Here is a 16,719-nt window from a genome sequence, read left to right as displayed (position 1 = left end):
AGTTTTAAAAAATAATAGCATATGCTTTTTTCAAAAATAGAAGGTTCTGGGCAACCGCTTTTAATTCTGCATGGATTTTTAGGCATGTCAGACAATTGGAAATCATTGGCAACGCAATTTGCAGCTCATTTTCAAGTTCACACGCTAGATCTTCGCAATCATGGTAGAAGTTTACATTCTAGTGAATTTAGTTACGCAATCATGGCACAAGATGTTTTTGAGTATTGTCAAACGCATGAGTTGTCTTCTATTTATATCATTGGGCACAGCATGGGTGGCAAAGTAGCTATGACACTGGCTACAACACATCCAGAATTAATAAGTAAGCTAATTGTTGCAGATATAGGTCCAAAATTTTATCCGCAACACCACCAACTTATTTTAGCGGGCTTAAATGCTGTTGATTTTTCTAAGAAACCAACTCGTAGTGATGCTGAGATAATTCTTGAAAAATTTATTCCTGATTTTGGTACCCGACAGTTTTTATTGAAAAACCTATATTGGAAAGAGCCTGGTCAATTGGCTTTTAGGTTTAATTTAGCAGCTTTTAATGAAAATTTAGACCAGATAGGACTAGCTTTGCCTGAACATGCACAATTTTCTAAACCTACATTATTCATAAGAGGTGGGAATTCGAATTACATTTTAGATAGTGATTTTAATGATATAAAAAAGCATTTTCCATTAGCAACGATACAAACCATAGCAGAAACAGGGCATTGGCTTCACGCCGAAAATCCAACGGTATTTTATAATGTGGTTGTTTCTTTCTTGATCTAATGTTATAACCATAAAAAAAAATAGAATTTTAATTTTAAATAAAACCTTCATCCCATGAATTTACTTCTAAAAATTATCATCACTTCAATAATCGTTTTAGTACTAGCAAACTTTTTACCGGGCGTTTACGTAAATGGATTTACAACAGCTTTAGTTGTTGCGGTGGTTTTAGGATTGTTAAATATTTTTATCAAACCTATTCTTGTTCTTTTAACATTACCTGTTACAGTGCTTACATTAGGATTGTTCTTGTTGATAATTAATGCGCTTATGATTGTTTTATGTTCAAAATTAGTAGATGGATTTAGGATAGATACTTTTCTAACGGCAGTTATTTTTAGTGTATTATTATCAGTTAGTCAATCTATAATGAATGGTTTATTAGGAATTAATAAGTAAAAAATAAATTTTAACACTCATTTAGCAACAAGATGCTGTGTTGTAAATGATTAATAAATACCTTTGTAAAATATAATTGAATACAATGTCAAAAAACCTATATATATTACTTTTAGTTGTTTTAGGATTCTTTATGAGTCCTACAACAGCTATGGCGTGTAATCAAAAAGGGGAAATGACGTGTTGTGCCAAAAAAAGTACAGCTAAAAAAGAAAAAAAAGATTGTTGTTCTAAAAAACAGTCTTCAAAAAAAGAATCTCATGACGGCTGCAATGGAGCTTGTAAAAGCATTACATGTGGTGGTTCTTTTGTTTGTCTAGGAATGACAAACAGCATACAATTAGAATTTAATAATCCTCTGTTTGATTTTTCTACAAAAAAACAGAACTTTTATTATTCCAATATCTTCGTATCTTCAGGATATAAATCCATCTGGCTTCCGCCAAAAATAGCATAATTGTATTGATGACAGCCAAAAGTCTGTCTTGTTAAAAAAGAATTAGCTAAAAAAAAATCAAAAATTTGTCGTGTCATTTATTCAACAATACATTTTTATGTACTGCTGGGGTATTTGACGGCATTATATCTCAAAAAAATAAATTAAGATGAAAACATTTCATAAAATTATAGTAGCCTTAGTCCTAATACTATCAGTAACAGTAAGCGCACAAAGTACTAATAAAGTAACCAAAACAGTGAAAATTTACGGAAACTGTAGTATGTGCAAAAAAAATATAGAAACGGCTGGTGGCCAAAAAAACGTAGCAAAGGTGCAGTGGGATACTGAGACTAAGATGGCAACCTTAGTATTCAATCCTGCCAAAACAAACCAAGAAGAAATTTTAAAAAGAATTGCAGCAGCAGGATATGACAGCGACAGTCATAAAGCTCCAGATGCAGCTTATGATAGTCTTCACGGATGTTGTCAATACGATCGAGTTGCTAAAAAACAAAAATAAAGATAGTAATTTAAACAAGTACCTACTTATTAAGTTGTGTTTTGCTCAATAAGTAGGTATCTTTTAAACGTATATAAAATGAAAAATATAATAGTAATACTCAGTATATTTTTAAATTTGGCTTTAGCCAATGCTCAAATTAAAACCGGCGATGCGTTGCCAAATATTCAATTAAATAACAATACAGATGTTGCAGTAACTCTTGAATCATTTAAAGGCAAAGTAGTTTTGGTTGATTTTTGGGCTTCATGGTGTGGACCATGCAGACAAGCCAATAAAAAATTAGTACCTTTTTATAATGCTCATAAAAATGAAAATTTTGAAATAGTAGGAATATCATTAGACACCAATAAGGCAAAATGGATTGCTGCTATTGAAAAAGATAAATTGGCCTATCCGCAATTGATAGATGCAAATGGATTTGATGCCAAAACGGCATTGCTTTTTGGAGTTGAAGGATTGCCAAGTTCTTATTTGTTTGATACTTCGGGTACATTGGTAGCTATAAACCCAACCGAGGAAATTATTTTAACCTTTTTAAAAAAATAACAAGATGTTTAGAGATAATTTAAAAGCAGCCATGTCTATTGGCTTAGTTTTGTTATGCGGTTTTACCAGTTTGGCGCAAATGCAAAAAGCCGAAATAAAAGCGACAGGTTTAACGTGTTCTATGTGCTCTAATGCTATAAACAAACAGTTAAAAGCCATGAGTGGTGTTAATACTGTAACTACAGATTTAAATACCAATTCGTTTTTTGTAGCCTTTGAAAACAACAATACCATCACGCCTAAAATGTTGAAAGATGCTGTTGAAAAAGCAGGTTTTTTTATTGGTTCTCTTGAGCTGACACTTTCTGCAGCCGATTTAAAAAAGAAGGAATCAAGTTATGTTTTGCTAGATGAATTCGTACCGAATAACACAGTGGATACCAAGGTTAAAGTCTATGACAAGGGATATGTAACACAAAAGGAGTTCAAAAAAATGCAAAAAGAATTTTCTAAGATAGCTACCTATGCCCTAGACAATGAAGAAGATTATCATATAAAAAGAGTATTGTAATGAAGTTATATACTGCACTATTGTTACTTTTTGTAACAAGTATTAATGCTCAAGAGCTTTTTGTTGTCACGGATCCTGCAAGTAATGTTCCTGCAGGATCTTTGGGAATTCGATTAGGGCAATCTATTTTTAAAAAACAAATGGAGTCTGGGTACAATTATCACATGATGCCCGAAGCAACTTTTGGAATTAATAAAAACTTGATGGCTCGTGCCACATTATTTGTGAGTAATAGAGGCAATCAGTTTAACACCGAAGGAGCTAGTATCTATGCTAAATACAGATTTCTTTCTACAGATGATGTGCAAAGTCATTTTAGGATGGCGGCTTTTGGTCGCTATAGTTTTAATAATGCCGAAATTCATCAAGAACAGATTGAAATTCAAGGGCAAAATACAGGGTTTGAAACCGGAATAGTAGCCACGCAGCTTATCAAAAAAGTAGCTCTTAGTTCAAGTTTAAGTTTTGAAAAAGTGTATGATAACAAGCCTAATTATGACTTTCCAGAGAATTTAAGTGACAATGCCACTAATTACACATTTTCTATTGGTAGATTGATGTATCCTAAGAAATATACTAATTTTAAGCAGACCAACATTAATACAATGATTGAATTTTTAGGGCAAACATTGAATAATAATGGAAGATCATTTCTAGATGTAGTGCCTTCAGTTCAGTTCATAATAAACAGTCAAGCAAGAATTGATGTGGCTTACCGATATGAATTGTATAGTTCTATAATGAGAACCGCTCCTAATGGTTTTTACCTTAACCTGGAGTATAATTTCTTTAATGTTTTAAAGTAATGCATAGCGGCGCAATTCAGTTAATTCATTAGTGAGCTGGATTGTGCTTTTGCTTGAATAGTGTTATTTAATGTCTCTTCTTGAAGTGATAGTTAAGTTTAGGAGCTTTTTTTATTTCTAACTCTATTTTTTTAACAAAAATCTTATTTTTTTAGACACTTAAAATCAAATAGTTGTGGGTTTCATTCCATGTGATTCTTGTTTTTTTATGAAAAAAACAGTAATTTCTTTTGGATTTTAAATTAATGTTTCTATTTTTGCACCCGAAATAATGCAGGCCCGTTCGTCTATCGGTTAGGACGCATGGTTTTCATCCATGTAAGAGCGGTTCGATTCCGCTACGGGCTACAAACTTTCAATTTTGATGTATTAGGTCAATAATTCACACGCAATCAAAAAAGCCTCGATTTTTCGAGGCTTTTTTTGTTTTAGAGTTGATTTATTTTAGTCATATATAAAAAATGTATCATTAAAAAATTGGAGTATGAGATTCGTGTTTAATTAGTATTACTACTTTTAAATAGCTTCTTTATTTTTTGATTATTTTGGTGTATTTAATTTTGTTTTCCTCAGTTGTGATTTTTAAAATATAGACCCCTGCAGAATGATTTTTTAGATCAATGCTTGTATTTTTATTTGACATATCTATCGTTTCGAGTGTTTGTCCTGTAATATTGAGTATAGAAATACTTTTCACAGGTTTGTTAATGTGAATTTTACCAAAAGTTGGATTTGGATACGTTACTAAATTTTCTTTTTCAATTTCATCTATAGATAATGTGTTAGTGTTGTAAATGAATACTCTGGGTATCTCTGTAACTGTTATTGTATTAGAATTTGGGTAATTCGAAATTCCATGTGCTTGGCCGGTAAATTGATAACCAGTAATGTTTGTGCCTGCAATAGTTACATTATAGTTTGGTATGGTAGTTTCATTACCAGTTGGAGACCATACAAATCGCATTTCTTTGCCTTCTGTAATGTCTTCAAAAACATAGTCTCTTACATTTGTTGTTGATAAGTCGGATTTAAGTTTATAGTTTTTGTTTTTAAATAAACTTGTGAAATCTGAAACGTAATAATAGGAACGCTTTTTTTCTAAAGTGCCATGTTTTAGAATTCCTACTCCTCCAAAAGTAGAGTTGTTGTTAGGGTCATTCTCATCAATAGTTTGATACATGTAACTCTTGTCAATGTTTAATTTCATTAATGCTAGATAAGTGCGTATCATCCATGCTCCTTGAACATCTTCTTTATTACCATAACTTGCTAAGTTGGGAACTTGTAATGGTCCATTGTTGGTGCTCATTCCCCATTCTGAAAGCCAGATTTCTACATTAGGTAAATATTTGTTTCGGTAATCAATTACTTGTTGCATTTGTGTGATTAATTGTCCTTGTTCAGGATGTAGTGCTCCTGTTCCTCCACCTTGATCTCCGTTTGCGCTGTTGCTGTTATAGTGATGGAAATTTATTGCATCAGCGGGGAATTTCCCATCAGTTCTATTGGCTTTTGCCCATTCATGCATAGCTTTGATATATTCGTATTGCAATTTGTAAATACCTCCCATAGCTACTTTTAAGTTTGGATCGGCTGTTTTAATTCCGGCTTTGCTTATTGTGCCTTGGTGTCCATCATAAGCTGCAGACATAAGCGATGCAAGTGTAAAAGGGGAGTAGTAGCCTGCTGTTTGAGGTATAGCCCAGGTTTTGTCAGGTTCATTTAATACTTCTATCCAATTTGCTAAACCAAGACCGCTTTCTGCAATGTTTACGGTTTGATTAGTGTATTGAGGTGTGGTGTTGAAATTCATGTCGGAAAGCGGTATTTTTTGACTGCCGATATAGCCTGCTAAACGATAATACACTTTTGCAATTTCTTGCCAGTTTGAGGGGATATTGTAGTTTGTAATATTCCATGCAATTGGTTTGTATTGTCTGTCATGTTCTGCAGCTGATTTATTCATGAAAAATAAAGGGGACTCTTGTAGTACAATAATAGATTCTGTCCCTACATTTTTTAAAGCTGTCATGTTGTTCTTAAAATGAATGCCTCCTGTATTTGATGGCGACACCATAAGTTTGGCATTGGGGTCAAAGAACATGTCTACTTCAGAGAAGCATCTATAGCCTGTAAAAAGTCCTGCATATATAGGGTCATTTGTAATGTAGCCATTACTTCCTAGTAATTGTTTTGCATCAATAGGGGGTTTTGTTGTGGCTGTTACAGAAGGGATAGTTGATATGGCAGTTCCGTATATTTCAATTTCTGATGGAAATCGCGAAAGATTTTCAAGTTGTTCAATAATAATGTACCTGACGCCATTTGCGGTAACGTTTTGAGTGTTGTAACTATTAAAGCCAGTTAAGCTAATAGGTCCAGCTATTAAATTGGTGTTTGCTGCTGATGTTCCGGCATACCAATTGATTGTTGGAGACGAAAATCCATCATGAGCCCTAAGTTGTGTAATGTTGTAGGTTCCTCTTAGGTCAATAAGTACTTTATGAGGCCATGATATAGCAGAAGTATTATTTGCAGGTGCATATGTAAATTGATTGTCTAATCCAACTACGCCATCTACAAGTTTGCCATAATCAGCATTGATTTCAAAATGTGTAAGTGGAGTGAGTTGTTCTTTACTGATTTGGATTTTTTGAGCAATAAGGTTATTATAAAATAGTGTAGTTAGCAAGTTAAATAAGTAAATTTTTTTCATAAAGCATTGTTTTTTAGTACAAAAATAAAATTATAAAACATAAAGTATTTATTTTGTTTCTGTAAGTGTCTTTTTTGAACAAATGCAATGAGATATGTTAAATATCAGGATTTTATTTTATATTCAGAGGCTGTTTTTGTGTCTCAATATTGCTTTTTTACTTTGAATTATAGATGTTCGAAGTATTCTTTAGTGTAGATTGATGATTATTGACTAGATAAATAGTGATTATTTCATGTAAATTGAAGGTGTTTAAATGGTGTTTTTAGTATTTTATAGGGATAAATTAGGTAAAAAGGGTCTCGATAAAAAGCTTGGTTGGCGTATAAAAATTTTATAATTTTGCAACCCAATTTTATAATGTAAATTAAAGAAGAAGATGGATATTAAAAGAGTAGCAATAGACGCTGTAAATGAAACAATTGTAATGACAGTTGTTCATATGGATTATAAAGGTCAAGTAGCAAAAAGAATAAATGAAAAAATGCCTTTGGCAACTGTAAAAGGTTTTAGAAAAGGTGCTGTGCCTAAAGACTTAGTTGAAAAACAATACGGCAAAAAAATCAAAGAGGAAGAAGTACAAAAAGTGGTTGATCTTGCCTTAGAGCGTTATGTGCAATCAGAGCGTTTGAACCTCCTAGGAACTCCATTGCTTAAAGTGAATGAAAACTTTGATTGGAGTGCTGAAGAATTGACTTTCGAATATGAAATTGGTTTGGTTCCTAATTTCGAATTGGATTTAGAGGCTAAAAACGACATCGTGAAATATGTTGTTACTGCTGATGATAAATTAATCGACGGTCAAGTAGAAAGAATCCAAAAACAATTTGGAACTGCAATTCCTCAAGAAGTTGTTGCAGCTGATTCAGATGTTACGGGAACATTCTCTAACGAAGAAAAAGGAATTAATAATGCTACCACCATTGCTGCTGATCTTTTTAAAGACAAAGCTACTTTTGATTTATTCATTGGTAAAAAAGTAGGTGATGTGGTAACTGTAAATACTAAAGGTTTATTTGAAGACGATCATCAATTGATGGACGTGATGAAAGTAAATCATGATGACGTTCACGGTTTAGACGTTGATGTAAACTTCACTATAGAAGCAATCAACAAAGCTGAATTAGCTGAATTGAATCAAGAATTGTTTGATAAATTGTTTGGTGCAGGAGTAATCTCTTCACTTGAAGAATTGAAAGGAAAAATAAAAGAGGACGCTGAAAGCCAATTTGCTGCTCAAGCAGATCAAAAATTATTAGGTGATGTAACGGAGTTCTTAATTGAAAGTACTAAGTTTGATTTGCCAGCTGAGTTCTTGAAAAAATGGTTGCAAACTGTTGGTGAGAAAAAATTAACTCCAGAAGAAGCTGAGGTTGAGTATGCACGTTCTGAAAAAGGATTGCGTTTTCAATTGATCGAAGGTAGAGCTATGGCACAATCTGACATCAAAATCACTTTTGAAGACTTGAAAACATTCACAGTTAAAAACATTCGTCAGCAAATGGCACAATTCGGACAAACAAATCCTACTGACGAAGAAGTTCAAGGAATTGTAGCAAGAGTTTTATCAAACCAAGATGAAGTAAAAAGACTTTCTGATCAAGTTGTTGCTGAAAAATTATTAGAATTATTCAAAGAAAAAGCAAACCCAACGACTAAAGAGGTTACTTACGAAGAGTTTATTGCTGCATCTTACGGAGAATAAATTCTAGTCGTAAAGTCAAATGTCATAAAGTCAAAAGTTGAAAAAACCGAAAACAATTTCGTTAGTTGTTTCAAATTTTAAGATTTTATTACAAATGCAAAACAATAAAAATTACCTATATTTGAGCGTCAGAAAAAATTTTTTTTGACGCTCTTTTGTTTGAATTTATTCTGATTTTTTTTTCAGAAGCAAATCCAGCTATTTGTTACAAGTTTTTTTATTTCGTTTACATTTTTATAAACAATAAAAGGAGCTCTCTTTGGTCGCTCTTTTCTTGTAATAAAATGTAACTCCATTTCAAAAAGCTTTTCACTACTATCTGGGCTAAAAACAAGACATATTGGCATCATCAGTAAAAAGGTATGACCTTTGTGTTATTGTTTGTGACTTTCAAACTTTAGACTTTCAAACTTTTAAACTTATACAAATGAACTACGGTAAAGAATTTAAAAAATTTGCTACAAAGCACCAAGGAGTAAATGCCATGTATTACGATAAAATCGTTGCGGCAATGAATCCTACTAATATGACTCCTTATATTATTGAAGAACGCCAGTTAAACATTTCGCAACTTGACGTTTTTTCAAGATTAATGATGGATAGAATTATCTTTCTAGGAACAGGAATTGATGATCAAATTGCAAACATAGTACAAGCACAATTGTTGTTTTTAGAAAGTGCAGACGCTTCTAAGGATATTCAAATTTACTTGAACTCTCCAGGAGGAAGTGTATATGCAGGTTTAGGAATTTATGACACCATGCAATACATCAAGCCTGATGTAGCTACAATTTGTACGGGTATGGCTGCCTCAATGGGAGCAGTATTGTTATGCGCTGGTGCTGAAGGAAAACGTTCTGCATTGCCACATTCTCGTGTTATGATTCACCAACCATCAGGTGGAGCACAAGGTGTTGCAACAGATATGGAAATCAATCTAAGAGAGATGTTGAAACTTAAAGAAGAGTTATACAACATTATCTCGCACCACTCAGGACAAACTTTTGATAAAGTACATGCAGATAGTGAGCGTGATTACTGGATGAAAGCTGATGAGGCAAAAGAGTACGGAATGATCGACGAAGTGTTGAGAAGAGGATAAAAAAATGGTTTCAGGTTTCAAGTTTAATGTTAGTATGGAAACTTTAAACTTGAAACTTTAAACTTGAAACAAAAAATATGGCGAAAGAAAAATTAGAATGTTCGTTTTGTGGAAGGAAAAAGCCAGAAACTAATTTATTAATTGCAGGCATTGATGCACACATTTGTGATAAATGTATCGAGCAAGCGCACGGAATTGTTCTTGAAGAATTAAAAACAACTGGTAGTTCTAAGCTAGTAGGAGATTTAGTTTTGCAAAAACCAAAAGAAATTAGAGCTTTCCTAGATCAATATGTTATTGGGCAGGACCAGACTAAAAAGGTGATGTCTGTAGCAGTTTACAATCATTACAAACGTTTGATGCAACAGCAACAAGACGATGAGGTAGAGATTGAAAAAAGTAACATCATCATGGTTGGGCAAACCGGAACAGGTAAAACATTAGTAGCTAAAACCATTGCAAAAATGCTTGACGTTCCTTTAGCTATTGTAGATGCTACAGTATTGACAGAGGCGGGTTATGTAGGAGAAGATGTCGAGAGTATTTTAACACGTTTGTTACAAGCTGCTGATTATGATGTAGCCAAAGCCGAACGTGGAATTGTATTTATCGATGAGATTGACAAAATTGCTCGTAAGAGTGATAATCCATCTATTACGCGTGATGTGTCTGGTGAAGGAGTACAGCAAGCCTTGCTAAAATTACTAGAAGGAACCGTTGTGAATGTCCCACCAAAAGGAGGACGTAAACACCCAGACCAAAAATTTGTAGAAGTTAATACTCAAAATATCTTGTTTATTGCCGGTGGTGCTTTTGATGGAATCGAAAGAATTATTTCGAAACGATTGAACCGTCAAGCCGTGGGGTATTCGACGTCAAAAAATGTAGACAATATTGACAAAGACAATTTGTTGCAATACATTATCCCTAAGGACATCAAAGATTTTGGATTGATTCCGGAGATCATTGGTCGTTTACCAGTTTTGACACACATGGATCCTTTGGATAGAGCAACATTACGTTCAATCTTGACAGAGCCTAAAAATGCATTAATCAAACAATATGAAAAGTTGTTTTTAATGGATGAGGTTGCATTTACCATTACTAATGAAGCTTTAGATTTTATTGTTGATAAAGCCTTAGAATACAAATTAGGTGCACGTGGTTTGCGTTCTTTATGTGAAGCTATCTTAACAGATGCGATGTACGAATTACCAAGTTCAGATAACAAAGTACTTGAAATAAATCAAGAATACGCTGAGGAAACCTTGAATAAAAACTTATTGAAGCGTTTGGAAATAGCTTCTTAAATTACAGTTTTCTTAAAAACACTAACCTGTTCATTCATTTGGACAGGTTTTTTTGTAGAAATTTAAAAAAAGATATTGGCATTTAAAAAAGAAATCCGACTTTAAATATTTTGTATTTTTACTATTCAAATCTATAAAACAACTTCAAATGATAACAGTACAAAGCACCATAAATGCTTCAATAGATCAAGTATGGGAAAAATGGACTACTCCAGAGCATATCATGAAATGGAATAACGCCTCAGATGATTGGCATACTCCTTTTGCAGAAAATGACTTAAAAGTGGGCGGTAAATTCAAATATACGATGGCTTCAAAAGACGGTACAATGCAGTTTGATTTTGAAGGAGTTTATACTAAAGTTGAGAACCTTTCTTTAATAGAGTACCAACTGGCAGATGGTAGAAAAGTGATACTTGTTTTTGAGAAGGAAGCAGATAATGTAAAAATAATAGAAAGCTTTGACCCAGAAACAGAGAATACTGAAGAATTACAAAAAAATGGGTGGCAGGCAATTTTAGATAATTTTAAAAAACATGTCGAAAATGCAACTCTTTGAAAATTTTTAAAAATAGCACGTTGAAGTTTAGCGCTCTAAGATAAATAGTAAGTATGATTTAATCAAATTCGAGTATCTCTTAGATTGCAGTTTTCTTAAAATTACAAACCTGTTTATTAATTTAAACAGGTTTTTTTATGCAGTTTTTACAGTATTTGTTATTGTTTTAAAAAATCACAGCTATTTATTTAATATCAACTTTAGAATATCGATTTTTGTTGGTACAATTTAATTAGGTCACATGAAAGTAGAGGACAAAGAGGTTATATTATTGAAAGTTTCAGGACAAGATAAGCCTGGAGTAACTGCTGGTTTAACATCAATTTTAGCCAATTATAATGCTATTATTTTAGATATTGGTCAAGCTGATATTCATGATACGCTATCCTTGGGTATATTATTTGAAATTCAGGCTGGATCAACATCAGGACCGGTTTTAAAAGATTTGTTATTCAAAGCCTATGAATTGGGGGTTAAAGTCAAATTTATTCCTATATCTATTGCTGATTATGAGATTTGGGTCAAAGGACAACGTAAACAAAGATATACAATCAATATTTTAGGGGAAACACTAACAGCGGTACAGATTGCTGCTGTGACCCAGATTTTATCCAATCAAAACTTGAATATTGATGCCATTAAGAGATTGACAGGACGTGTTTCCATTATTGAAAAAGAAGAATTCCCTCGTGCTTGCATTCAGCTTTCGGTAACGGGAACAATCGTTGATAAGTCTTTTATAACCGCTAGTTTTATGGAAATTTCGAGAACGCTTGATGTGGATATATCGTTTCAAGAAGATAATATGTATCGCAGAAATAGGCGTCTAGTGTGTTTTGACATGGACTCGACCTTAATTCAAACCGAAGTTATTGATGAGCTTGCAGAACTTGCTGGAGTAGGCGAGCAAGTTAAAGCAATTACTGAGGCCGCAATGAATGGCGAAATTGATTTTAGCGAAAGCTTTAAGCAAAGAATGGCTTTGTTAGAGGGTTTAAGTGAAGAAGTGCTGCAAACTGTAGCCGAGAATTTACCTATCACAAAAGGCGCACATCGTTTGATGAAGGCCTTAAAATATTATGGATACAAAACGGCTATCTTGTCTGGAGGTTTTACCTTTTTTGGGAACTATTTGCAAAAAGAATTGGGAATTGATTATGTACATGCAAACGAACTTGAAATAAGAGACGGTAAGTTAACAGGCAATTACATAGGTGAAATTGTTGACGGTAAAAAGAAAGCCGAATACCTACAAGCCATTGCTGATAAAGAAGGTATTCATATCAATCAAACCATTGCGGTTGGTGATGGCGCAAATGATTTACCAATGTTAAATCTTGCTGGTCTTGGAATTGCTTTTCACGCGAAACCTACTGTTAAGGAAAAGGCAGAAAGTGCTATTTCTAGTTTAGGTCTGGATGGTGTTTTATACCTATTAGGATATCATGATAGACATATTGATATGATGGAACATTAATCTTCTAGAAAATATAAAAAAAAAGCACTCGTTATTCACGAGTGCTTAACTCAAAAAAAAATCTATGATGTATTTTGTGATGGCTATAAATCAAAAAATAGTATCAATAGATGGTTGAAACAGCTAACTGATAAAAGTTTTCTTATTTCAAGTTGAGATGGATAAATCATCTCAACAAATTGTTTGATAGCACTAGAATGCTGATTTTTTAGTTTATAATTTCTTAAAAAAATAACTATATACTTCTAAAATTAATCCTAAAAGAAGTAGTAGGTCCTTCGTCAGATTAGTATGATTAGTGTAAAATCAATCTAGTGCTTTCAATTTTTAACAAACGCTTAATAGAACAGAAAATTGGGGGCATTCTGTTTTTTTAAACTTCTACTTTGCAAATCTAATGTAAGATTTTGGATTAATTTTACGGTTTTTATGTTAAAATTTTACGGTTTTTTGGATTAGAGGATCCCTATTTTTTTTGCTTCCTCTATGATATCTTTATCGGTTCCTTTATCAACTAAAAGCTGGATTTTAATATTTGACTTCCTTTTTTCAATAGTGCTCAGGGAGAGTTCAAGTTGTTCTGTCATGTCTTTAGTCCTTATGCCGCGGGATAGTAAGGCCAATATTTCACAATCAATGGCATCAAAATCAAGTTTTTTTATAATGTCTTGGCGTAACACTTTGTGAATGGTGGTGCTGTAAAATTTTTGCCCAACTACTATTTCTTGATAAGCGGTCATCAGGGATTGTGCGTTAATGTCATTCTTTAATATAAAACCTTCGGGATTTATTCTCTCAATTGCATTGTGTAAGAGGAGAGGTTCACTATGCATGGTTAATAAAATGATTTTACATTTAGGAAAGTACTGTCTGATAAGAATTCCTAAATCAATACCGTTTTGAATATTTCTGTCTTCATATGGAGGTAAACTAATGTCTAAAAAAGCTACGTCTAATGTTAACTGAGAATGATTCCTATCCCTTATTTTGTTATATGCTTCTTGACATGAAAATGCGGTAGTAAAATGTTTTGGAATAGTAGCGTTTTCAAGTCGGGATAGTATATTGATATAGGCATCAATAGTAATAGGATGATCGTCTACAAGAAGAAGGTTATGTGTTGTCATTAAATGAATTGCATTTTAAAATGCTAATATAGAATAATGTATTTTGCGTTCAAATAGATATTTAAAATACTTTTTTATTTCTTACTCATTGAGATATCATCTTGAAGTTAGATTTTGTTAAAATTGCTATTGCAATATTTATTAAGGAATAGTACTTCTATTTAATTTATACAATCTCAATTCATTTCGATCACGTATATTTTTTTTTACTGCAACTCCTTCAATTGCTCCAGATAATCCCTCTGATTTGATAATCTTGGTATTTTGTGTTGCCCGCCTAGTTTGTCTCGGTCTTTTAACCAGTCGTAAAATAAATTTTTACGTGCTATATTGATCACCAATGGGTTTAAAGTCATGTTGTTGTAACGTTTGGCTTCGTAGTCAGAGTTTAAAGATTGTATGGATTCATCTAATACTTTCTGAAATTGCAATACATCAGTAGGGTTGTCTTTAAACTCAATCATCCATTCGTGAGCGCCTTTTTCTTTGCCTTCCATAAAAATGGGTGCCACGGTATAATCCACCACTTCGGTTTGGGTGATTTTACAGGCTTTGGAAATAGCCTGATCCGTATTTTCAACCATTAATTCTTCCCCAAAAACATTGATATGATGTTTCGTTCTGCCTGTAACTCTTATTCTATAAGGATTTAAAGAAGTAAAACGTACCGTGTCGCCTATCATGTAGCGCCACAAACCTGAGTTGGTCGTAATCACAATGGCGTAGTTTTTAAATAATTCTACATCTGCCAGTCGAATAATTCTTTGATTCGGCGTACCAAAGGTATCCATCGGAATGAACTCATAAAAAATCCCGTAGTCCAACATCAACAACAAATCACTAGAGTAATTTAAATCTTGAATAGCAAAAAAACCTTCGGAGGCATTGTATATTTCGTAGTATTTAAAATCTTTTTTAGGAAGTATTTTTTGGTACTGCTCTCGGTACGGTTCAAAATTGACACCACCATGAAAATACACTTCTAAGTTGGGCCAAAGTTCTAGTAAATTGCCTTTCCCAGTTTCCTCCAGCATTTTATTCATTAATACCAACATCCAGGAAGGAACTCCGGCAAAACTAGTTACATTTTCGTTTTTAGTTTCGTTGATAATGGCTGCAATTTTAGTTTCCCATTCGCTCATTAAGGAAGTTTTGCTGCTTGGTGTGCTGCTAAACTCCGCCCAAATAGGCATGTTTTCTATTAAAATAGCCGACAAGTCTCCAAAAAAGGTATTCTTATCTTCATAAATTTGGGAACTGCCACCTAAACGCAAACTTTTCCCCACAAACAGTTCTGAGTCTTCATTGTTGTTCAAGTACAAGCATAGCAAATCTTTGCTGCCTTTGTAATGACAATCTTCTAATGCTTCGTTACTTACTGGGATAAATTTACTCTTAGCATTTGTGGTGCCGCTTGATTTAGCAAACCACTTTATGGGTGTTTCCCAAAAAACATTTTGTTCTCCTTGGCGAGTTCGTTCAATAAGGGGTTGTAATTCTTCGTAGCTAGATATAGGAACTCGATCTGCAAACGTGGCGTAGTTTTGTATAGATGTAAACTCATATTCTTTGCCAACAACTGTATTCTTTGAGGATTGTATCAAGTGCATAAGCAATTCTTCCTGAACTTCATTAGGGTATTTCAAGAAAAGTTCGATTTGATGAATCCTTTGTTTAAGAACCCAAGAAGCAAACGAATTGATTATGGTTAGCGGCATTTTTAAATTATGAATTATGAATTACGAATGATAACTTTACCAAAAATAACAAAATTTGTTTAACAACTTGTGTTAAACCCGAAACTTTAAAGCGCATGACTTACGAAGGTGTACTTGCAAAAATGCAAACCGAATTGGGTAATCCCATTCAATATTACTTGGTTTTTGAAGATAGTTTTTTGAACGTGAATCAGTTACTGAATAAAGAGCTAGAGATCAATTTTGTAGGCTATCAATGTTTAAATTGTGGCAAAAAGAAAAAAATATTCCGTCAAGGTTTTTGTTACGATTGTTTTTATTCTAGCCCAGCCGTGGGCGATTGGATTATGAAACCCGAGTTAAGTACCGCGCATCTTGGGATTCAAGACCGGGATTTAGCCTATGAACAAAAAGTGCAATTGCAACCTCATATTGTTTACCTAGCCTTATCCAGCGAAGTAAAAGTAGGTGTGACTCGCAAAACGCAAGTCCCAACCCGATGGATAGATCAAGGTGCTAACCAGGCTATTTCAATTGTAGAAGTGCCTAATAGATATCTAGCTGGAATTACCGAAGTAGCACTCAAAAACCATTATGCTGATAAAACCAATTGGCGAAAAATGTTAACCAATAATGTAGAGCAAATTGACTTAGTTGCAGAACGTTTAAAAGTTGAAAATCTAATTCCAAATGAGGTTCAGGAATATTTTCATGCTCAAAAAAATGATTTGTATGAAATGCACTACCCCGTTTTAGACTATCCCACTAAAGTAAACAGTTTAAGCTTGGACAAAACACCTCAATTTAAAGGCAAACTTACCGGTGTAAAAGGGCAATATTTACTTTTTGAAAACGGAACTGTCTTTAACATCCGTGGTTCAGAGGGGTATGTAGTATCTCTTGCAGTATAAAAAGTTCTAGGGCGTATCCTTTTTTTAAAATTGGAAAAAATTTTAAAAAAAGGTCAGGCTGTTCGCTATATCTTTTATTCCGCTTGGGCTCCATAAAAGGATGCCGCTGCC

Annotated in this window: 16 protein-coding genes and 1 tRNA gene; 14 read left to right on the top strand and 3 right to left on the bottom strand. The window is 33.4% G+C overall.

The features are described from left to right. Nucleotides 1-21 precede the first annotated feature (21 nt). The 8 genes from LQ189_RS12925 (at nucleotide 22) to LQ189_RS12890 (ending at nucleotide 4,352) form a co-directional block, all read left to right on the top strand. A complete protein-coding gene (locus LQ189_RS12925) occupies nucleotides 22-780 on the top strand; it encodes an alpha/beta fold hydrolase (protein ID WP_230157706.1) in 759 nt (252 codons plus the stop codon). Nucleotides 781-834: 54 nt separating this feature from the next. Then, nucleotides 835-1,179: a phage holin family protein gene (locus tag LQ189_RS12920; protein ID WP_086452925.1), complete on the top strand. Its 345-nt coding sequence runs from the start codon at nucleotides 835-837 to the stop codon at nucleotides 1,177-1,179. 85 nt (nucleotides 1,180-1,264) lie between these two features. Beyond that, nucleotides 1,265-1,636, top strand: a complete 372-nt coding sequence (locus LQ189_RS12915) for a hypothetical protein (protein ID WP_230157704.1) — start codon at nucleotides 1,265-1,267, stop codon at nucleotides 1,634-1,636. Nucleotides 1,637-1,784: 148 nt separating this feature from the next. Further along, nucleotides 1,785-2,138 carry a heavy-metal-associated domain-containing protein gene (locus tag LQ189_RS12910; protein WP_230157703.1) on the top strand — a complete coding sequence of 118 codons (354 nt, stop codon included), beginning with the start codon at nucleotides 1,785-1,787 and terminating at the stop codon, nucleotides 2,136-2,138. 78 nt (nucleotides 2,139-2,216) lie between these two features. Continuing rightward, nucleotides 2,217-2,687, top strand: coding sequence for a TlpA disulfide reductase family protein (locus LQ189_RS12905; protein ID WP_230157702.1), 471 nt, complete (start codon nucleotides 2,217-2,219; stop codon nucleotides 2,685-2,687). Between the two features lie 4 nt (nucleotides 2,688-2,691). Then, nucleotides 2,692-3,198: a heavy-metal-associated domain-containing protein gene (locus LQ189_RS12900; RefSeq protein WP_230157701.1), complete on the top strand. Its 507-nt coding sequence runs from the start codon at nucleotides 2,692-2,694 to the stop codon at nucleotides 3,196-3,198. Beyond that, complete coding sequence (locus LQ189_RS12895) at nucleotides 3,198-4,004, top strand: hypothetical protein (protein ID WP_230157700.1); 807 nt, start codon at nucleotides 3,198-3,200, stop codon at nucleotides 4,002-4,004. Before LQ189_RS12900 ends, LQ189_RS12895 begins: the two co-directional genes overlap by 1 nt. A gap of 276 nt (nucleotides 4,005-4,280) precedes the next feature. Then, nucleotides 4,281-4,352: transfer RNA gene (locus LQ189_RS12890), tRNA-Glu, on the top strand. 181 nt (nucleotides 4,353-4,533) lie between these two features. On the opposite strand, the gene LQ189_RS12885 is transcribed toward LQ189_RS12890, so the two are convergent. After that, on the bottom strand, nucleotides 4,534-6,720 hold the full coding sequence (locus tag LQ189_RS12885) for a T9SS type A sorting domain-containing protein (protein ID WP_230157699.1): 2,187 nt from the start codon (nucleotides 6,718-6,720) through the stop codon (nucleotides 4,534-4,536). 379 nt (nucleotides 6,721-7,099) lie between these two features. Here LQ189_RS12885 and LQ189_RS12880 point away from each other — a divergent pair, with 379 nt between their 5' ends. From LQ189_RS12880 to serB, 5 genes are all read left to right on the top strand, one after another. Next, complete coding sequence (locus tag LQ189_RS12880; RefSeq protein ID WP_086455475.1) at nucleotides 7,100-8,425, top strand: trigger factor; 1,326 nt, start codon at nucleotides 7,100-7,102, stop codon at nucleotides 8,423-8,425. A 427-nt stretch (nucleotides 8,426-8,852) separates the two neighbouring features. Continuing rightward, on the top strand, nucleotides 8,853-9,527 hold the full coding sequence (gene clpP, locus LQ189_RS12875; protein ID WP_086455462.1) for an ATP-dependent Clp endopeptidase proteolytic subunit ClpP: 675 nt from the start codon (nucleotides 8,853-8,855) through the stop codon (nucleotides 9,525-9,527). Between the two features lie 77 nt (nucleotides 9,528-9,604). Beyond that, on the top strand, nucleotides 9,605-10,837 hold the full coding sequence (gene clpX / locus LQ189_RS12870) for an ATP-dependent Clp protease ATP-binding subunit ClpX (RefSeq protein WP_230157698.1): 1,233 nt from the start codon (nucleotides 9,605-9,607) through the stop codon (nucleotides 10,835-10,837). 148 nt (nucleotides 10,838-10,985) lie between these two features. After that, on the top strand, nucleotides 10,986-11,396 hold the full coding sequence (locus tag LQ189_RS12865) for an SRPBCC family protein (RefSeq protein WP_230157697.1): 411 nt from the start codon (nucleotides 10,986-10,988) through the stop codon (nucleotides 11,394-11,396). 241 nt (nucleotides 11,397-11,637) lie between these two features. Further along, on the top strand, nucleotides 11,638-12,873 hold the full coding sequence (serB, locus tag LQ189_RS12860; protein WP_230157695.1) for a phosphoserine phosphatase SerB: 1,236 nt from the start codon (nucleotides 11,638-11,640) through the stop codon (nucleotides 12,871-12,873). Between the two features lie 455 nt (nucleotides 12,874-13,328). Here serB and LQ189_RS12855 read toward each other — a convergent pair whose 3' ends face one another. Both LQ189_RS12855 and LQ189_RS12850 read right to left on the bottom strand, forming a co-directional pair. Continuing rightward, a complete protein-coding gene (locus LQ189_RS12855; protein ID WP_230157693.1) occupies nucleotides 13,329-14,000 on the bottom strand; it encodes a response regulator transcription factor in 672 nt (223 codons plus the stop codon). Nucleotides 14,001-14,206: 206 nt separating this feature from the next. After that, nucleotides 14,207-15,718, bottom strand: a complete 1,512-nt coding sequence (locus tag LQ189_RS12850) for a GH3 auxin-responsive promoter family protein (RefSeq protein ID WP_230157692.1) — start codon at nucleotides 15,716-15,718, stop codon at nucleotides 14,207-14,209. 95 nt (nucleotides 15,719-15,813) lie between these two features. Between LQ189_RS12850 and LQ189_RS12845 the strand changes: the two genes are divergently transcribed. Next, nucleotides 15,814-16,608, top strand: a complete 795-nt coding sequence (locus LQ189_RS12845) for a DUF2797 domain-containing protein (RefSeq protein ID WP_230157691.1) — start codon at nucleotides 15,814-15,816, stop codon at nucleotides 16,606-16,608. Nucleotides 16,609-16,719 lie beyond the last annotated feature (111 nt).

Origin of the sequence: Flavobacterium sp. CECT 9288 (genome assembly GCF_918731615.1) — a bacterium.
GTDB lineage: Bacteria > Bacteroidota > Bacteroidia > Flavobacteriales > Flavobacteriaceae > Flavobacterium.
This window is presented reverse-complemented; position numbering and strand designations above follow the sequence as displayed.

Bases quoted from the DNA above. Each gene is read 5' to 3' on its own strand.
- LQ189_RS12925 (WP_230157706.1), top strand. From the start codon at position 22: ATGCTTTTTTCAAAAATAGAAGGTTCTGGGCAACCGCTTTTAATTCTG.
- LQ189_RS12920 (WP_086452925.1), top strand. From the start codon at position 835: ATGAATTTACTTCTAAAAATTATCATCACTTCAATAATCGTTTTAGTA.
- LQ189_RS12915 (WP_230157704.1), top strand. From the start codon at position 1,265: ATGTCAAAAAACCTATATATATTACTTTTAGTTGTTTTAGGATTCTTT.
- LQ189_RS12910 (WP_230157703.1), top strand. From the start codon at position 1,785: ATGAAAACATTTCATAAAATTATAGTAGCCTTAGTCCTAATACTATCA.
- LQ189_RS12905 (WP_230157702.1), top strand. From the start codon at position 2,217: ATGAAAAATATAATAGTAATACTCAGTATATTTTTAAATTTGGCTTTA.
- LQ189_RS12900 (WP_230157701.1), top strand. From the start codon at position 2,692: ATGTTTAGAGATAATTTAAAAGCAGCCATGTCTATTGGCTTAGTTTTG.
- LQ189_RS12895 (WP_230157700.1), top strand. From the start codon at position 3,198: ATGAAGTTATATACTGCACTATTGTTACTTTTTGTAACAAGTATTAAT.
- LQ189_RS12885 (WP_230157699.1), bottom strand. From the start codon at position 6,720: ATGAAAAAAATTTACTTATTTAACTTGCTAACTACACTATTTTATAAT.
- LQ189_RS12880 (WP_086455475.1), top strand. From the start codon at position 7,100: ATGGATATTAAAAGAGTAGCAATAGACGCTGTAAATGAAACAATTGTA.
- clpP (WP_086455462.1), top strand. From the start codon at position 8,853: ATGAACTACGGTAAAGAATTTAAAAAATTTGCTACAAAGCACCAAGGA.
- clpX (WP_230157698.1), top strand. From the start codon at position 9,605: ATGGCGAAAGAAAAATTAGAATGTTCGTTTTGTGGAAGGAAAAAGCCA.
- LQ189_RS12865 (WP_230157697.1), top strand. From the start codon at position 10,986: ATGATAACAGTACAAAGCACCATAAATGCTTCAATAGATCAAGTATGG.
- serB (WP_230157695.1), top strand. From the start codon at position 11,638: ATGAAAGTAGAGGACAAAGAGGTTATATTATTGAAAGTTTCAGGACAA.
- LQ189_RS12855 (WP_230157693.1), bottom strand. From the start codon at position 14,000: ATGACAACACATAACCTTCTTCTTGTAGACGATCATCCTATTACTATT.
- LQ189_RS12850 (WP_230157692.1), bottom strand. From the start codon at position 15,718: ATGCCGCTAACCATAATCAATTCGTTTGCTTCTTGGGTTCTTAAACAA.
- LQ189_RS12845 (WP_230157691.1), top strand. From the start codon at position 15,814: ATGACTTACGAAGGTGTACTTGCAAAAATGCAAACCGAATTGGGTAAT.